Here is a 15,782-nt window from a genome sequence, read left to right as displayed (position 1 = left end):
TCGAACCTCCGACCCCTTCGTCCCGAACGAAGTGCGCTACCAGGCTGCGCCAATCACCGAATGCGGGGCGCATCTTACTGCTGGCAACCCCAACCGTCAATCCCTTATTGTAAAAAAGCCATTCGATCGGTGAGAAACTCACCACCGGGCTTAATTCGCTTTTGCAACCTTGTCCGGCAGACGACACCAGTTGTTATTCTGGTTGATCCCACCGTCCGGCGAGGTGTAGCCCAGACAGCCCATAATGGTGTCATACAGCTCAACGTGGCGGCGCGGTACCTTCATATCCGCTTCCCGCTTGAGCTGGGCAAACATCTTCGCTTTCTCCGGGTTCTCCAGATATTTGTCAGACATCCATACCATCATCGGCACGCGGAACTGCTCCGGCGGCGCCATGTTGCGCGGCGTACCGTGCAGGTGCTCATGCTCGTTGATCGACTCACCGTGGTCGGCCGCATAGAAGACTATCGCCTTCTTATCCCGCACCTGATCGATAACCTTCGTAATAAAGCTGTCGACGTAGGTCACTGAGTTGTCATAGGCGTTAATCAGCTCCTGCTTGCTGCACTCCTTATCGATACCCACGCACTCCGGCGTCCACTGCGCATAGCTGCGCGGATAGCGCTGCACATAGTTATAGTGCGACCCTTTGGTATGCAGCACAATCAGATGCTTACCGGTCGGGTTGTTCTGCAACGCAATGTTAGTCTCATCCAGCAGCAGCATGTCGTCGACGTGCTTGCCCCGGTTGCGTGGCTCAGCGCCAATCTGCTCGCGATAGCTGATGTTATCCGCCATCGTGTTGCTATAGAACCACATCTCGCTCTGCATCGCATAGAGATCCGAGGCAAAGCCGAGCTGCTTAAGTACTGCAAAGATATTCTGCTCTTTCAGAGTACGCTGCGGATTCTCATCTGCCCCGCCCTGGCGCACAAACATACAGCGCAGTGAGAGCTTGGTCGCCGTATCGCAGGAGTAGCCGCGGAACGCCGCCAGGTTCTTCTCCTGAGCCAGCTTAGGCGTGGTATTACGCTCGTAGCCGAAGATGCCCATATGATCCCAGCGGGTGGTCTCACCAATGATAAAGATCACGGTGGTATCCTCCAGGTCTTTAGGCGGTACGTAGGTGAACTTCGTCGCCGGGTTCATCAGCGACTTATTGTCCGAAGACTCATCCACCTGCGCCCAGGCGTAAAGCCCCAGCGCCGACAGCCAGTTGGAGGGCAGATAGGAGTTCGCCACCACGCCGCCGTAGCTCGGCATATCAATCCCGGTGCTGCGCTCGACTTTCTTCTGCTGCATATCCATCAGGCGGATCGGCCCCCACACCATCAGCCCCGCCAGCACCACCAGCGTCACGCTGCGCAGGCGCTGCCCCGGCGTACGCAGCTGGCGCAGCAGGGTGTAGCGGCACCGGTTGCTCCAGATAAACAGCAGCGGCAGCGCGCTGACGGCCACTAGCCAGAGCACAAAGTGCAGGCCCACCACCTCTTTCGAGAGGTCGATATCCGTGGTCATCACCGAGGCAACGATGCCATAGCCAATCACCACGTTCAGGAAGGTCATGTAGTAGCTGGCTCCGGCGGAGAAGAGCACCAGCAGGGTGGCCAGCACGCGCCAGACGCGGCGGCCAAAGAGAGAAAGCACCCGCAGTAAAAAGAAAGTAATCAGTACCGTGCCGAACAGCTCAATGGCCACGGCGCAGGCTTTTGAAAAGGTAAAATCCTGCGCATAGCTGTCGAAGCGGCGGAAGAAGACGGCACAGTTCATAAACAGGCCGATGTATAACGCCAGCAAGAAGCTAAGCCTCTGCTGCGTCATGACTTTGATATATCTCATGCAAGCTGCCCTGTGAAAAGGGAATCAATAAAAGCACCCGCATACTGTGTCTTTCACCAGCAGGCAGGTTAATAGAGTGCGTTGGAAGTCAAACCAGGTAACTTCTTAAAGCGCGGCATAGTAGACCACAAGGCCAGGAAAAAGTGTCATGGGGAATGTGATCCGGTCAGATATTTACAAAAATATGACCGGATCGAGAGAGGCAGAAAAAAGATTAAGAGGTGATGACGTTCAGGGTAACGTCGATGTTGTCGCGGGTGGCGTTAGAGTAAGGGCAGACGACATGCGCTTTTTGCACCAGCTCTTCTGCTTCCTGGCGATCCATCCCCGGCAGATGAATATCTAGCTGGGCTTCAATGCCAAAGCCAGTGGGGATCGGGCCGATACCTACCTGCCCTTCTATATAGGCATCCTGGGGAATTTTCTTCTGCTCTTGCGAGGCGACGTGCTTCAGCGCGCCCAGGAAGCAGGCCGAGTAGCCTGCGGCAAACAGCTGCTCCGGGTTGGTCGCTTCACCACCTGCCCCGCCCATCTCTTTGGGTACGCCAAGTTTGATATCCAGCACGCCATCAGAAGAGACAGCGCGGCCATCACGGCCGCCGGTTGCTTTTGCTTTCGCGCGGTAAACCACTTTTTCTAAAGACATAGGGTGACTCCTTTTTGTTGGAAGCGCTAATCACTAAAGATAGTCGCTGTCACCCGTCCTGGCAGGTTTACCGCACGAAAAGCCGTTAGGCGTGTGCCTGTTTGTATACTTTGCTCTGCGGCTGGCGAATGGTGGTGGAGAGCGCCAGGGAGAGGATAAGCAGGGCGAAAATCACGCAGAAGGTGATATAGAAGCCGCCGAACAGCGAGGCGATGATCGAGCCGCAGATGCTGCCGATACCAAAGCCCAGGTAGATTACGCCGTAGTTTTTCGCCAGATTGTTCAGGCCGAAGAACTCGCTCACCAGCGACGGGAAGACGGTAATGGTACCGCCGAAGTTAAAGGCGACGCAGGCAATGGCCGCGAAGAAGGTCACCGCGTTGAGCGGAGCAAACAGCAGCGCGGCCATCCCCACCAGCGAAACCATCTGGCCGAGGGTAATCACCCGAATGCGAGCGATCTTATCAGAGAGGATGCCCAGTACCAGGCGGCCCGTCAGGTTAGCGATAGCAATCACCGTTACTGCGTTGGCTGCGGTGGCCATATCCAGATGTACCATGCCCTGGGCGATATCTTTCGCCACGCCAATCACGTACAGGCCGCTCATGCAGGCGGTCAGGAACATCACCGCCAGCATCCAGTACTGCGGTTTCCGCATCGACTGTGCAAGAGTGAAGTCGTTTTCGATCACGCCGTTGGTCATCGTCACTTTCTGCTGCGGAGCGTCTTTCATCAGCATCGCGCCGAACAGGATCATGCCCATCACAATCGCCCCCCAGATCATAAAGGTGCTTTCAAGGCCAACGGTCGCCAGCAGATGGCTGTCGATAAACTTAAAGCCGAGGCTGCCAAGACCGTACGAGCCAATGGCGAACGCTGAGATCAGCCCTTTACGCTCCGGGAAATATTTAACGCAGTTGGAGAGGGTCAGCAGGTAGCCTGCGCCATCGGCCAGGCCAACCAGCACGCCAGCGCTGAGCCAGAGCATCATCAGGTTGTTTGCATGGGCGGTGAGCATTAAGCCAACGCCAAGCAGGATGCCGGAAGCCATCGTGACGCGCTTAACGCCAAAACGCTCCTGCAGCTTCCCGGCGACCGAGGAGGAGATCGCGAGCCCCAGGCTGAGCAAGCCGAAGGAGAAGGCGACCTGGCTTACAGGCTCATCGAGCTTTTCTGCCAGCGCGCTGTTGAACAGGCTCCATGTATAGACCGATCCTAAGGCAAACTGAGTGATGATAGTGCCGACCAGGGTTAGCCAGCGGGTGCGATTTGCGGTTGATGTTTTCATGGCAGTCTTCCTGCATAAGGAAATTAAGAAATTCTCTGCCGTCAACGATAGCGAAGCGCATTTCATGCCGGGTGAAAAAAGGCATGAAATGCAGCGAGAAGGGAATGAAATGCCTTGGAGAGGGAATGAATGGCAGCGTCTTTTTCGGCCGCTGCGTTTTTTTACCCTATAAGTTAGTGCGTACTATCAGCGCCAGGCGCGCCAGCTATGTAGTTTAAATGTTACTCAGCTGTTTAAAATGGGTATCAGAAACGCGCACTTACGCCCATGCTGTAGAGATAGTTCTGCCCGGTCACATCGTTCTCCGACTGCGACATAGAGGCATAGGCGGCGAGGTGCGGATTGAGCAGCATATCCGCGCCAAAGGTGACGTCCATCCAGTTGCCATACTGGCTGGAGGCAGAGAGGCGATTGAGGCCCGACTGGCTTTTCCACTGATTCTCGCCAAACTGCTGGTTGTAGCTAATCTGCGCCCACGAGCGGAGGTCACCAAAGTGGCTGTCTACCCGCCAGCCCACGGAGCTGACGCTGGCATGCCACAGCGGATCGCTAAACTGCAGGTTGGCTGGGCTATCACCAAACTCATTAAACATGGTTGAGGTTGAGCTGTCGTAATGCCAGACGGCCACCGGCCCGGTAGTCACACTGTGAGCCAGTGGAAAATTCCACCCCATGCTCATCGTACTTGTTGCGTCGAGTGGGTTATCATCGGGCAGGTTAAAGGTTGCGCCAGGCAGGTTCTGCCCCGACCGGATGCGCTCCTCCAGAATATCGTCATAGCGTGGTTGGTGATCGCTATCCCATGTATAGCGATCGGTCATATTACTTTGCGGGTCGGTCACGATATATTCCTGCTGCCAGGCATTCGCCGTGTGGCAGAAAAACACGCAAACAGACACTAACGCCAGGCGGCGGCCACTGAATTTTTTCGTGTTCATCAATGCGACTCCAGGAGAGAGCCGAATTCGGCATTATTGTTATCGTTCTTGGTGGGCTTAAAACCCTGTATTAAATATTGTCTCTTTACCAGGCACGTCAAGCCAGCGGCAGTGATTTCTTTTGTGATTCATAGCAACAAAGGGAGAAGAAAATGCAACGTTGTGGCTGGGTCAGTCAGGACCCGTTGTACATCGACTATCACGACAGGGAGTGGGGCGTTGCGCAGACCGACGGCCAGAAGCTGTTCGAGATGATCTGCCTTGAAGGCCAGCAGGCCGGGCTGTCATGGATCACGGTGCTGAAAAAGCGGGAAAACTACCGCCGCTGCTTCCATCATTTCGATCCGCAGCGGGTGGCGGCGATGCAGGAGGAGGACGTTGAGCGCCTGATGCTGGACGCGGGCATTATTCGTCACCGGGGGAAGATCCAGGCCATTATCGGCAACGCCCGCGCCTACCTGGCGATGGCGGAGAAGGGCGAGTCCTTTAGCGAGTTTGTCTGGTCCTTTGCCGGGAACCCACCGCGCGTGACCCAGGCGGCCACCCTGAGCGAGATCCCTACCTCTACCCCGGAGTCGGACGCCCTGTCAAAAGCCTTGAAGAAGCGCGGCTTTAAGTTTGTCGGCACCACCATCTGCTACTCGTTTATGCAGGCCTGCGGGCTGGTCAACGATCATATTATCGGCTGTTTCTGCCATCCAGGAGGCGAGGATGATCCACGAATGGCATCGTAAAGATAGCGCTCCGCTGCTGCGGCTGTGGCTGGAGAGCACCACCTTTGCCCACCCCTTTATCCGGGAGAGCTACTGGCAGGAGAGCATCGCTATGGTGCGGGATGTCTATCTCGCCAACGCCACCACCTGGGTGTGGGAGGACAAAGAGGCGCTACAAGGATTTGTCAGCGTGATGGATGCGCGCTTTGTCGGCGCGCTCTTTGTACGCCCCGCCGCCATCGGCAGGGGCATAGGTCGAGGGCTGCTGGAGTACGTTATGCAGCGCCACCCCCAGCTTAGCCTGGAGGTGTACCAGAAGAACACCCGGGCGGTGCACTTCTACCATGCCTGCGGGTTCCGCATTGAGGATTGCGCATGGCAGGATGAAACGCAGCACCCGACGTGGATTATGAGCTGGCAGGCGGATCAAACGCCGTAAGCGTCAGCGCCGGTCCGGTATATTTCTCTACCCATGCCAGGGCGGTATTGCCTGCGCAGCCGTTGCCCAGCCGTGAGGTGGGAAGATCCCTGGTCAGCACGTTGACCGCACCGTTTTTACAGATGCCTCCCGCCGCTGGGTCGAGATCCGGCCAGCCGCCTTCATGAATACAGATCACCCCAGGTCGGATCCCCTCGGTCACGACCGCGCCCGCCAGGACCTGCCCGCGTTCGTTCCATACGCGCACCACGTCACCTGCAACAATCCCACGCGCCTGCGCATCCTGGGGATGCAGGGTAATGGGCTCACGCCCGGCTACCGCGTACCGCTCGCGCAGTTCGCTGTAGCTTAGCTGGCTGTGCAGACGGTGTGCCGGATGCGCCGAGAGTACCTGCAGCTGTCCGGACTCTGCGTTGCCGTGCCACTCCACCGGCGCAAGCCACATCGGGTGCGGCGGACAGTCGGCATAACCATATCCGGCAATGCGCTTTGAGTAGATCTCAATTTTACCGCTGTCGGTTTTCAGCGGATTCGCCTGCGGATCGCGACGGAAGTCGGCAAAGCGTATGAAGCGCGCGTTCTGTTCGCTCTCCGGCATCTCAATCAGCTGGTTCGCTTCCCAGAATGCCGCAAACGGCGGCAGGGTCACGCCCTGGCTGGCGCCGCGCTGGCCAGCGATCTCATAGAAAGTTTGCAGCCACTGCAGATCGGTTTTGCCCTCGGTAAAGCGCACCCGGCCCCCCTCTTCCCAGCGCTCGCTCAGGTCAGCAAAGATCTCAAGATCGTCCCGGGCTTCGTCCTGCGGAGCAACAACCTGCTTCATCGGCACCAGATGCTGGTTACTGTAGTCGCCGGTCATGGTGAGATCGTTACGTTCAAAGGAGGTGGTGGCAGGCAGGACGATATCCGCGTGTTTCGCAGCGGCGGTCCAGTAGCACTCGGAGATCACCACCAGCTCCGGCTTCTGCCAGGCGCGGATCAGGCGATTGGTATCCTGGTGATGGGTAAAGTTTGCCCCGCCCGCCCACCAGATAAAACGAATGTCCGGGAAGTGCCTGTCCATGCCGTTGTGCTGGTACGCGCCGCCAGGGTTTTCCAGCGCCTCGACGATGCGCGCCACCGGGATTTTATCGACCGCATCTACGCCGCCCTGAACGCTGCCCTGCATCGACGCCAGCACCGCCGCCCGCCGCGTCGGGTTGCCGCCGTTGGCAAAGTGGTAGGAGAGACCAAAGCCGCCGCCCGGGGTGCCGATCTGTCCGAGCATGGCCGCGAGGGTCACCAGCATCCAGTGCTTCTGCTCGCCGTACTGCTGGCGCTGCATCCCCCAGCCGGACATCAGCATGGTGGTGTTTTCATGGAATAGCTGCGCCAGCTCGCGGATTTTCTCCGCCTCAATGCCGCAAATCGCTGCCGCCCACTCGGCGGTTTTCGCCACGCCGTCGCTCTCGCCGCTCAGGTAGGCAGCAAACACCTCATAGCCTTCAGTGCAGCGCGCCAGGAAGTCGTTGTCCTGCCAGCCGTTCTCCAGCAGGGTATGGGCGATGCCGAGCATCAGCGCGACGTCGGTTCCCATATGCGGCGCGATCCACTCCATGCTATCGCCAAAGAAGTCGACCGTCTCCGATCGCATAGGATCGATGCAGATCAGCCGCTTGCCGCTGCGCCGTAGCCGATCAAAAAAGGCGATGCCCTGTTCATCCGAGGCGTTCCAGGCAATTTTCAAGGTATTAAGCGGGTTGGCACTCCAGAGCACTACCACTTCACTGTGCTCCAGCACCAGCGGCCAGCTGGTCTGCTGCTGATAAACCTCGTTGCCACCCACCACGTAGGGCATGATCGCCTGCGCCGCGCCGGTGGAGTAGTCCCCCAGGTGACCGGTATAGCCGCCTGCAAGGCTCATATAGCGCTGCAGCAGCGTCGCCGCCTTGTGCAGCACGCCGTTAGATCGCCAGCCGTAGGAGCCAGCAAAGATAGATGACGGACCGTAGCTGTCGCGAATGCGCTTATGCTGGGCGTGGATCAGATCCAGCGCCTCGTCCCAGCTGACGCGTACAAACTCATCCTGACCGCGAACGCCCTGTGGGCTATCCGGCGAAGCGAGAAAGCCTTTGCGCACCATTGGAAAACGCACCCGGGTATTGCTATGAACCTGGTCGCGTACCGCCGTCTGGAGCGAGTTCGGATGGGAGGTCGGCAGCGCGCCGCGTGAGTTCAGAACCTGTACGCCATCGGTTTCAACCAGCATGGGCCCCCAGTGGGCCGCGGTCAGAACCGTTTTAATCGTTGTGTTTGCCAAAGCGCGTGCTCTCCGGTCGTAGATGCAGGTGTGATGGTCCTTTATACAGACCATTCAATGTTATTTACAAAATTCGGATTCTTTCCGGAAATTTTCACCCTATTCAGGCGTCATAATCAACCACCACCTTGCAGTGGCTTAGAACGAAAACGCATTTAAGGATAAACGATGAAAAAACGCGTCATTATGATTGCCGCCGCGGTATGCGGTGCCCTGGCAATTTCTGGCTGTACGACTAACCCCTACACCGGCGAACGTGAAGCAGGAAAATCTGGCATCGGCGCGGGCATTGGCTCGCTGGTCGGCGCAGGCGTAGGCGTCCTCTCCTCCTCGAAGAAAGATCGTGGTAAAGGTGCGCTGATTGGCGCAGCGGCAGGCGCGGCGCTCGGCGGCGGTGCAGGCTACTACATGGACGTGCAGGAAGCCAAACTGCGCGAGAAAATGCAGGGAACCGGCGTCAGCGTGACGCGAAACGGCGACAACATCGTGCTTAACATGCCGAACAACGTGACCTTCGACAGCAGCAGCGCCACCCTGAAACCGGCGGGTGCTAACACCCTGACCGGCGTGGCGATGGTGCTGAAAGAGTACCCGAAAACGGCGGTGAACGTGGTGGGCTACACCGACAGCACCGGCGGCCAGGATCTCAACATGCGCCTGTCACAACAGCGCGCCGACTCGGTTGCCAGCTCGCTGATTACCCAGGGCGTGGATGCCAGCCGCCTGCGCACCAGCGGCATGGGTCCGGCGAACCCGATCGCCAGCAACAGCACCGAAGAGGGCAAGGCGCAGAACCGCCGCGTCGAGATCACGCTTAGCCCAACGCAGTAAACAGAGACGCTCGCTCCTGTAGGCCGGGCAAGGCGGAGTCGCCGCCCGGCATTTCACATCAAATCCTACCTTGCGTAAAATATGTTACTCTCCAGAAGGTTACCCCTCGGAGACGGACATGAACGCAAAGGCCGCGCGCCCCACCATCAGCGATGTCGCAAAAGCGGCAAAAACCGGTAAAACCAGCGTATCGCGCTATCTAAACGGCGAGCAAAACCTGCTCTCTGAGGATCTGCGCCTGCGCATAGAGCACGCCATTGCCGCTCTCGACTACCGCCCCAGCCTGATGGCGCAGGGCCTCAAGCGCGGACGTACCCGCCTGATTGGCCTGATCATCGCCGACATCACCAACCCCTACTCCGTTAACGTGCTTAGCGGTATTGAGGCGGCCTGCCGGGAGAAGGGTTTTACGCCGCTGGTCTGTAATACCAATAACGAGCTGGATCGGGAGCAGCACTACCTGGATCTGCTCCGCAGCTATCAGGTCGAGGGGATCGTGGTCAACGCCGTCGGGATGCGGGAGGAGGCGCTGAACCGCCTGCAACAGTCGGCGCTGCCGATGGTGCTTATCGATCGCAAAATCCCTGATTTTGCCTGCGACGTGGTGGGGCTGGATAACACCCAGGCCGCTACCACCGCCACCGAGCATCTTATCCAGCAGGGGTTTGAAGCGCTGCTGTTTCTCAGCGAGCCGCTTGGCACGGTCAACACCCGCCGCGAGCGTCTGAACGCCTTTCGCGCTACCCTTGCCCGCTACCCCGGCGTGGTGGCCGAGAACGCCGAGACGGTGCTTCACGAGACGGCGCAGATCGATAACGCCCTGCGGCAGTTCCACGCCCGTCATCGCGGCATGCGTAAGGCGGTGATCTCTGCCAACGGCGCGTTAACGCTTCAGGTAGCCCGTTCGCTCAAACGCATTGGCCTCCACTGGGGCAGCGACATTGGCCTGCTTGGCTTTGACGAGCTGGAGTGGGCCGAGCTGGCTGGCGTTGGCATCACTACCCTCAAGCAGCCCACCTGGCAGATTGGCTATGCCGCCGTCGAGCAGGTGGTACGCCGTATCGACGGCACTGACGATACCGTCCGCGAACAGCTCTTCTCCGGCGAGCTGATTGTGCGCGGCTCAACGTCTCTTTACTAACCTTCGTGACGACGATCATGCTTTAGAGATGGTGTTCTTTTCTTTGGAACCGGTTCCATCTAGCGTTAAGACAAGAGTTAACGCTGGAGCTGCCAGATGGAAAGAAAAATTATTGTTGTCACTGCCGCCTACGGCCACGATCGCCTAAACCAGTTGGGCGGCCAGGCGGCGGTACTCCCGTTTATCGCTAACGGCGGTGCGGACGGTGTCGAGATCCGCCGGGAGCTGTTTAGCCCGCAGGAACTGGAGAACCTCTCCAAGCTGGCCGCCGCCATTGCTGGGCACAATCTGCTGGCCTGCTACTCCGCGCCGGAGCCGCTCTGTCTGCCCGACGGCACGTTGAACCCGCTGCTGCCTTTGCTGCTGCAGGAAGCTCACGCCCTTAACGCCCTGTGGTTAAAGGTCTCCCTTGGCCACTTCCAGCACAAATCTTCCCTTGAACCACTGCGCGCCATGCTGGCGGAGAGCGGTATGGCGCTGGTGGTCGAGAACGACCAGACCGAGTGTGGCAAGCTGGCCCCCATGCAGCGTTTCAGCGCCGCCTGCAGGGTAATGAATCTCCCCGTGACGCTGACCTTTGATATGGGCAACTGGCTGTGGGTGGATGAGTCCCCGGAAGAGGCCGCGCGCCTGCTGGCACCTGCCGTGAGCTATGTCCACGTGAAGGCTGCCCAGGCCCACCATTTTCACTGGCGTGCCGTGCCGCCAGACCATGACGATCCGCGCTGGCAGGCGCTGCTTGACGTGCTGCCCGCCGACGCGCCGCGCGGTATCGAATTCCCTCTTGAAGGGCGCGATTTGACCGCCGTCACGCGCCGCTACGTCACCTGGTTACGTGAGGAGTTTCATCATGCATAACGCCCTGGATGTCATCACTATCGGCGAAGCGATGGCGATGTTTGTTGCCACCGAACCGGGTGAGCTGGCCGAGGCCGATGCCTTTATCAAACGCGTCGCGGGCGCGGAGCTTAACGTCGCCACCGGTCTCGCCCGCCTGGGTTTAAACGTTAGCTGGGTCAGCCGCGTCGGGTCCGATAGCTTTGGCCGCTTCGTACTGAGCTCGCTGGAAAAGGAGCGTATTAATAGCGAGAGCGTCACCGTTGACGATCGCTATCCTACTGGTTTTCAGCTGAAATCGCGGGCGGAAAATGGAACCGATCCCATCGTGGAGTACTTCCGCAAAGGCTCTGCGGCCAGCCATCTCTCTCGTGATGACTTTGATGCAGCGACCTTTACCCGCGCCCGACATCTGCACCTGAGCGGCGTGGCAGCGGCGCTCTCCCCCAGCGCTTACGATCTTCTGGATCACGCGGCAAGTACGATGAAGGCGCAGGGGAAAACGATCTCTTTCGATCCCAACCTGCGTCCGGTGCTGTGGAAAAGCGAAGCGGAGATGGTTGAGAAGCTGAACCGCCTCGCCTTCCAGGCCGACTGGGTGCTGCCAGGCTTAAAGGAAGCGGCCACGCTTACGGGTCAAAGCACGCCGGAGGGGATGGCAGATTTCTACCTTGCCCAGGGCGTCAAAGCAGTAGTCATTAAAACCGGTGCCGACGGAGCATGGTTCAAAACCGCCGCGGGTGAGCAGGGTGCAGTGGCTGCCGTCCGGGTGGATAACGTTGTCGATACCGTTGGCGCAGGGGATGGCTTCGCCGTTGGGGTGATCAGCGCCCTGCTTGAGGGGAAAACCTTCCCGCAGGCGGTCGCTCGCGGGAATAAGATCGGCTCGCTGGCGATCCAGGTTCCCGGCGACAGCGAAGGCTTACCGACGCGTGCGCAGTTAGCAGAATCGTTCTAATTACAGATCCTCTGTACCCTACACCACAGAGGCAGCATAAACCTCAACATTCGAGGCAAGCCTATGAAAAGTTCGACCAATGCAGCTAAACGCTGGCTGTATATTATGCCGATTATATTTATCACCTACAGCCTGGCCTATCTCGACCGGGCCAACTTCAGCTTCGCATCCGCTGCAGGGATTAACGAGGATCTGGGGATCACCAAAGGCATCTCATCGCTGCTGGGGGCGCTCTTCTTCCTCGGCTACTTCTTCTTCCAGATCCCCGGCGCGCTGTATGCCGAACGCCGCAGCGTCCGCAAGCTGATCTTCATCTGTCTGATCCTGTGGGGCGCATGTGCCTCGCTGACCGGCGTGGTCACTAATATCCCAATGCTCGCCGCCATCCGCTTTATTTTGGGCGTGGTGGAGGCGGCAGTAATGCCGGCGATGCTGATCTATATCAGCAACTGGTTTACCAAATCTGAACGCTCGCGGGCCAATACTTTCCTGATCCTCGGCAACCCGGTCACGGTGCTATGGATGTCGGTGGTCTCCGGCTACCTGATCCAGTCCTTCGGCTGGCGTGAAATGTTCATTATTGAAGGCGTTCCGGCCATCATCTGGGCCTTCTGCTGGTGGGTGCTGGTAAAAGATAAACCTGAGCAGGTTAAGTGGCTGGCGGAAGATGAAAAGACTGCCTTGAAAGCACAGCTGGAGAAAGAGCAGGAGGGTATTAAAGCGGTACGTAACTACGGCGAAGCCTTCCGCTCGCGCAACGTTATCCTGCTCTGCATGCAGTACTTTGCCTGGAGCATTGGCGTGTACGGTTTCGTACTGTGGCTGCCGTCGATTATCCGCAGCGGCGGCGCGAACTTAGGCATGGTCGAAGTGGGCTGGCTCTCCTCTGTCCCTTACCTGGCCGCGACTATCGCGATGATCCTCGCCTCCTGGGCCTCTGATAAGCTGCAAAATCGTAAGCTGTTCGTCTGGCCGCTGCTGCTGATCGCCGCCTTCGCCTTTATTGGCTCCTGGGCGGTGGGTGCGGATCACTTCTGGATCTCCTATACCCTGCTGGTGATTGCCGGTGCGGCGATGTATGCCCCGTACGGCCCGTTCTTCGCCATCATTCCCGAGATGCTGCCGCGTAACGTGGCGGGTGGTGCGATGGCGTTGATCAACAGCATGGGCGCGCTCGGCTCCTTCTTTGGCTCGTGGTTTGTAGGTTATCTCAACGGTTCAACCGGCAGCCCGTCCGCATCGTACATTTTTATGGGGGTAGCGCTTTTTGTTTCGGTATGGCTTACTTTGATTGTTAAGCCTGCGAATAATCAACAGGCTCCTGCCCGCATGATGCGCGCCGGACGCCCCTCAACCCATTGATTACGGAGATACGCATGAAGCCGTCCATCATCCTGTACAAAGCACTGCCTGACGATCTGCACAAGCGTCTGGAAGACCACTTTACCGTCACCCGGGTCGATAACCTTGACCCGGAGACGGTGCAAAAAAACGCGGAGGCGTTTGCAAATGCAGAGGGCTTGCTGGGTTCGAGTGAGAAAGTGGACGCGGCGCTGCTGGAAAAGATGCCGAAGCTGCGTGCCGCCTCCACCGTATCGGTTGGCTACGATCAGTTTGATGTCGATGCGCTGAACGCGCGGGGCATTTTCCTGATGCATACTCCTACCGTGCTGACGGAGACGGTCGCCGATACCATGATGGCGCTGGTCCTCAGCACCGCCCGCCGCGTGGTAGAAGTGGCGGAGCGAGTAAAAGCAGGCGAATGGAAACAGGGCATTGGTCCGGACTGGTTCGGCATCGACGTGCACCACAAAACGCTGGGGATTATCGGCATGGGCCGCATTGGGCTGGCGCTGGCGCAGCGGGCGCACTTTGGTTTCGGTATGCCGATCCTCTATAACGCCCGCCGCCATCACAGCGAGGCGGAGGAGCGTTTCCAGGCCCGTTACTGTGATATCGATACCCTGCTGCAGGAGTCAGACTACGTCTGCGTAGTGCTGCCGCTGACCGACGAAACGCACCACATGATTGGCGCGGAGCAGTTCAAGAAGATGAAGTCATCAGCCATCTTTATCAACGCCGGTCGTGGCCCGGTAGTCGATGAACAGGCGCTGATTGCGGCGCTGAAAAGCGGTGAGATCCACGCCGCCGGGCTGGACGTCTTCGAGCAGGAGCCGCTGCCGGTGGACTCGCCGCTGTTGAGCCTGCCGAACGTCGTCGCCCTGCCCCATATCGGCTCGGCAACGCACGAGACGCGCTACAACATGGCCGCCTGCGCCGTCGATAACCTGATCGACGCCCTGAGCGGCAAGGTAGAGAAGAACTGCGTGAATCCGCAGATAGCGAAGTAAAACGCAGAAAACAAAAAACCCGCCGAGGCGGGTTTTTTTAACATCGTGCTTTAAACGTTAAGCTTACAGGCTTACAACGTTACCAGCAGACGGGCCTTTAGCGCCGCTTTCGATGGTGAAGGATACTTTCTGACCTTCATCAAGAGATTTGTAGCCATCGTTCTGGATAGCAGAGAAGTGTACGAACACATCTTTAGAGCCATCGTCAGGAGTGATGAAGCCGAAACCTTTGTCAGCGTTAAACCATTTTACTAAACCAGTCATTTTGTTAGACATAGATATTACCTTTTTAATTAAGTTTGCCTTCCGGCGCTATGGCGTGCTTTACAGATTTTTTAAGCGATAAAGGAGAGCTCACTACGAGGAGTATCTATGGATAACTCTTGAAGGGGACTGCTTTACTAAACTGCTTTAAGGTCTGTATATCAAACCGATGACGCATTAACTCATTTTACAGGCATCATGGCAAGCACTAATTGTTTTACTTACCTTTCATTACAATGCCCCCGCCCGTAGACGGGGACATAGAGACGCTCGCGTATTACTGCGTCGCGTTTACCGCCGCGCTCCAGGCCTGCGTAAACGCCTGATGCTGAGAGGCCAGCGGCCCAATCAGTGAATTATACTGGCTGGCCTGCTGAGAGGTCGGGAACTGAATACCGTTAGCCACAAAGCTCACCTGCGCCTCCTGCTGGGCGATAAAGTCACCTACCTGAACCAGCTGCTGGGTAAAGACCTGCGCCGCCGGGATCAGCGGCTGTAGCGCATTAGCTGGCTGGGTTACCACTTTCTCATAGACCTGATCGTAGACCGGCTTCAGGTCGTCGTTCAGCTTTAACGCGGAGCGAGAGGCATCCGCCTGAACTTTGGCATTCTGCAGCTGCTGGCTTAGCACGCCGAGAGAGCCGTTAGCCTGACGCAGCGGCTCGCGCTGGGTCATATAATCCTGCGGGACGCGGATGGCATTCACGCTGTCCACTACCGGGCGCAGACCGGCGTCCATCGCCTGATTAACCTGCTGGGAGTAGCCATACAGAATGGCATAGTCCGACACGAAGGGGCCGAACTGCTTTTTCTGATCGGCAGTCAACGTCGGCAGTCGCTCACCGCTACGCATCGCTGTATTTTGCAGAAAATCGATAAACGCCTTGCGCTGATCGCCCTCTTTATCAAAACACCCACTCAGGCTAACTACCATTAATAACGCCGCAAGAGGCGCGAACCAGCGAGAGCAGGACTTTCCTGTCGCCATTTTATTACTCCTTTCACCCAAAAAAAGCGCACACCGGCACACGTGTGCCTGACGCTGACAAGGATAGTCCAGGTGAGCCGCGCAAGATACCCCTTTCGTTGCATTCTTGTGCGGAAAATCAGCAGGTAGAAAAATGACGCGGCGGGGTGATTAGCGATTTTTTTGCAAAGGATTGACGAAAATTTTCGTCTGGCAATGCAGCCAGCTAAATCAACCTGTTACGTAGTAAAAAGTCACATAACTATGCAGG

Annotated in this window: 16 protein-coding genes and 1 tRNA gene (1 of these 17 cut by a window edge); 9 read left to right on the top strand and 8 right to left on the bottom strand. The window is 57.7% G+C overall.

The genetic code is table 11. From position 1 onward, the window contains the following. The 4 genes from RTX96_RS05900 to RTX96_RS05885 all read right to left on the bottom strand — a co-directional run. Window positions 1–59, bottom strand: a tRNA-Pro gene (locus tag RTX96_RS05900); it reaches 118 nt to the left of the window's first position. Between the two features lie 91 nt (window positions 60–150). Next, window positions 151–1,839, bottom strand: a complete 1,689-nt coding sequence (gene eptB, locus RTX96_RS05895) for a kdo(2)-lipid A phosphoethanolamine 7''-transferase (protein WP_103820439.1) — start codon at window positions 1,837–1,839, stop codon at window positions 151–153. Between the two features lie 214 nt (window positions 1,840–2,053). After that, on the bottom strand, window positions 2,054–2,485 hold the full coding sequence (locus tag RTX96_RS05890) for an organic hydroperoxide resistance protein (protein ID WP_042394035.1): 432 nt from the start codon (window positions 2,483–2,485) through the stop codon (window positions 2,054–2,056). Window positions 2,486–2,570: 85 nt separating this feature from the next. Then, complete coding sequence (locus RTX96_RS05885; protein WP_103820440.1) at window positions 2,571–3,773, bottom strand: MFS transporter; 1,203 nt, start codon at window positions 3,771–3,773, stop codon at window positions 2,571–2,573. On the opposite strand from RTX96_RS05885, the gene RTX96_RS05880 reads away from it, so the two are divergent. Continuing rightward, window positions 3,772–3,945 carry a hypothetical protein gene (locus tag RTX96_RS05880; protein WP_312670516.1) on the top strand — a complete coding sequence of 58 codons (174 nt, stop codon included), beginning with the start codon at window positions 3,772–3,774 and terminating at the stop codon, window positions 3,943–3,945. The two genes, RTX96_RS05885 and RTX96_RS05880, sit on opposite strands and share 2 nt — an antisense overlap. 73 nt (window positions 3,946–4,018) lie before the next feature. On the opposite strand, the gene RTX96_RS05875 is transcribed toward RTX96_RS05880, so the two are convergent. Then, window positions 4,019–4,711: an autotransporter domain-containing protein gene (locus tag RTX96_RS05875; RefSeq protein WP_103820442.1), complete on the bottom strand. Its 693-nt coding sequence runs from the start codon at window positions 4,709–4,711 to the stop codon at window positions 4,019–4,021. A 152-nt stretch (window positions 4,712–4,863) separates the two neighbouring features. On the opposite strand from RTX96_RS05875, the gene tag reads away from it, so the two are divergent. Both tag and RTX96_RS05865 read left to right on the top strand, forming a co-directional pair. Further along, window positions 4,864–5,445, top strand: coding sequence for a DNA-3-methyladenine glycosylase I (gene tag / locus RTX96_RS05870; RefSeq protein ID WP_103820443.1), 582 nt, complete (start codon window positions 4,864–4,866; stop codon window positions 5,443–5,445). After that, window positions 5,423–5,863, top strand: a complete 441-nt coding sequence (locus tag RTX96_RS05865; protein WP_312268412.1) for an N-acetyltransferase — start codon at window positions 5,423–5,425, stop codon at window positions 5,861–5,863. The genes tag and RTX96_RS05865 overlap by 23 nt, the downstream gene beginning before the upstream one ends. On the opposite strand, the gene RTX96_RS05860 is transcribed toward RTX96_RS05865, so the two are convergent. After that, window positions 5,832–8,216, bottom strand: coding sequence for a molybdopterin guanine dinucleotide-containing S/N-oxide reductase (locus RTX96_RS05860; protein WP_312670511.1), 2,385 nt, complete (start codon window positions 8,214–8,216; stop codon window positions 5,832–5,834). The two genes, RTX96_RS05865 and RTX96_RS05860, sit on opposite strands and share 32 nt — an antisense overlap. Before the next feature lie 114 nt (window positions 8,217–8,330). Here RTX96_RS05860 and RTX96_RS05855 point away from each other — a divergent pair, with 114 nt between their 5' ends. The 6 genes from RTX96_RS05855 to ghrB all read left to right on the top strand — a co-directional run bounded on the left by RTX96_RS05855 (window position 8,331) and on the right by ghrB (window position 14,280). Beyond that, a complete protein-coding gene (locus RTX96_RS05855; RefSeq protein ID WP_103820446.1) occupies window positions 8,331–8,993 on the top strand; it encodes an OmpA family lipoprotein in 663 nt (220 codons plus the stop codon). 118 nt (window positions 8,994–9,111) lie between these two features. After that, a complete protein-coding gene (locus RTX96_RS05850) occupies window positions 9,112–10,134 on the top strand; it encodes a LacI family DNA-binding transcriptional regulator (RefSeq protein ID WP_312670509.1) in 1,023 nt (340 codons plus the stop codon). Window positions 10,135–10,230: 96 nt separating this feature from the next. Further along, window positions 10,231–10,992 (top strand): sugar phosphate isomerase/epimerase, encoded by a 762-nt coding sequence (locus RTX96_RS05845; RefSeq protein WP_312670507.1) that lies wholly within the window; start codon window positions 10,231–10,233, stop codon window positions 10,990–10,992. Then, on the top strand, window positions 10,985–11,929 hold the full coding sequence (locus tag RTX96_RS05840) for a sugar kinase (RefSeq protein ID WP_103820449.1): 945 nt from the start codon (window positions 10,985–10,987) through the stop codon (window positions 11,927–11,929). The genes RTX96_RS05845 and RTX96_RS05840 overlap by 8 nt, the downstream gene beginning before the upstream one ends. Window positions 11,930–11,992: 63 nt before the next feature. Beyond that, a complete protein-coding gene (locus RTX96_RS05835; protein ID WP_312670504.1) occupies window positions 11,993–13,291 on the top strand; it encodes an MFS transporter in 1,299 nt (432 codons plus the stop codon). Between the two features lie 14 nt (window positions 13,292–13,305). Continuing rightward, window positions 13,306–14,280: a glyoxylate/hydroxypyruvate reductase GhrB gene (gene ghrB, locus RTX96_RS05830; protein WP_312670502.1), complete on the top strand. Its 975-nt coding sequence runs from the start codon at window positions 13,306–13,308 to the stop codon at window positions 14,278–14,280. A 63-nt stretch (window positions 14,281–14,343) separates the two neighbouring features. Here ghrB and cspA read toward each other — a convergent pair whose 3' ends face one another. Further along, window positions 14,344–14,556, bottom strand: a complete 213-nt coding sequence (cspA, locus tag RTX96_RS05825) for an RNA chaperone/antiterminator CspA (protein ID WP_042393997.1) — start codon at window positions 14,554–14,556, stop codon at window positions 14,344–14,346. Window positions 14,557–14,821: 265 nt separating this feature from the next. Continuing rightward, complete coding sequence (locus RTX96_RS05820; RefSeq protein WP_103820452.1) at window positions 14,822–15,532, bottom strand: DUF3053 domain-containing protein; 711 nt, start codon at window positions 15,530–15,532, stop codon at window positions 14,822–14,824. Window positions 15,533–15,782: the final 250 nt, after the last annotated feature.

It is taken from the genome of Pseudescherichia sp. (genome assembly GCF_032052675.1).
Taxonomy (GTDB): Bacteria; Pseudomonadota; Gammaproteobacteria; order Enterobacterales; family Enterobacteriaceae; genus Pseudescherichia.
This window is presented reverse-complemented; position numbering and strand designations above follow the sequence as displayed.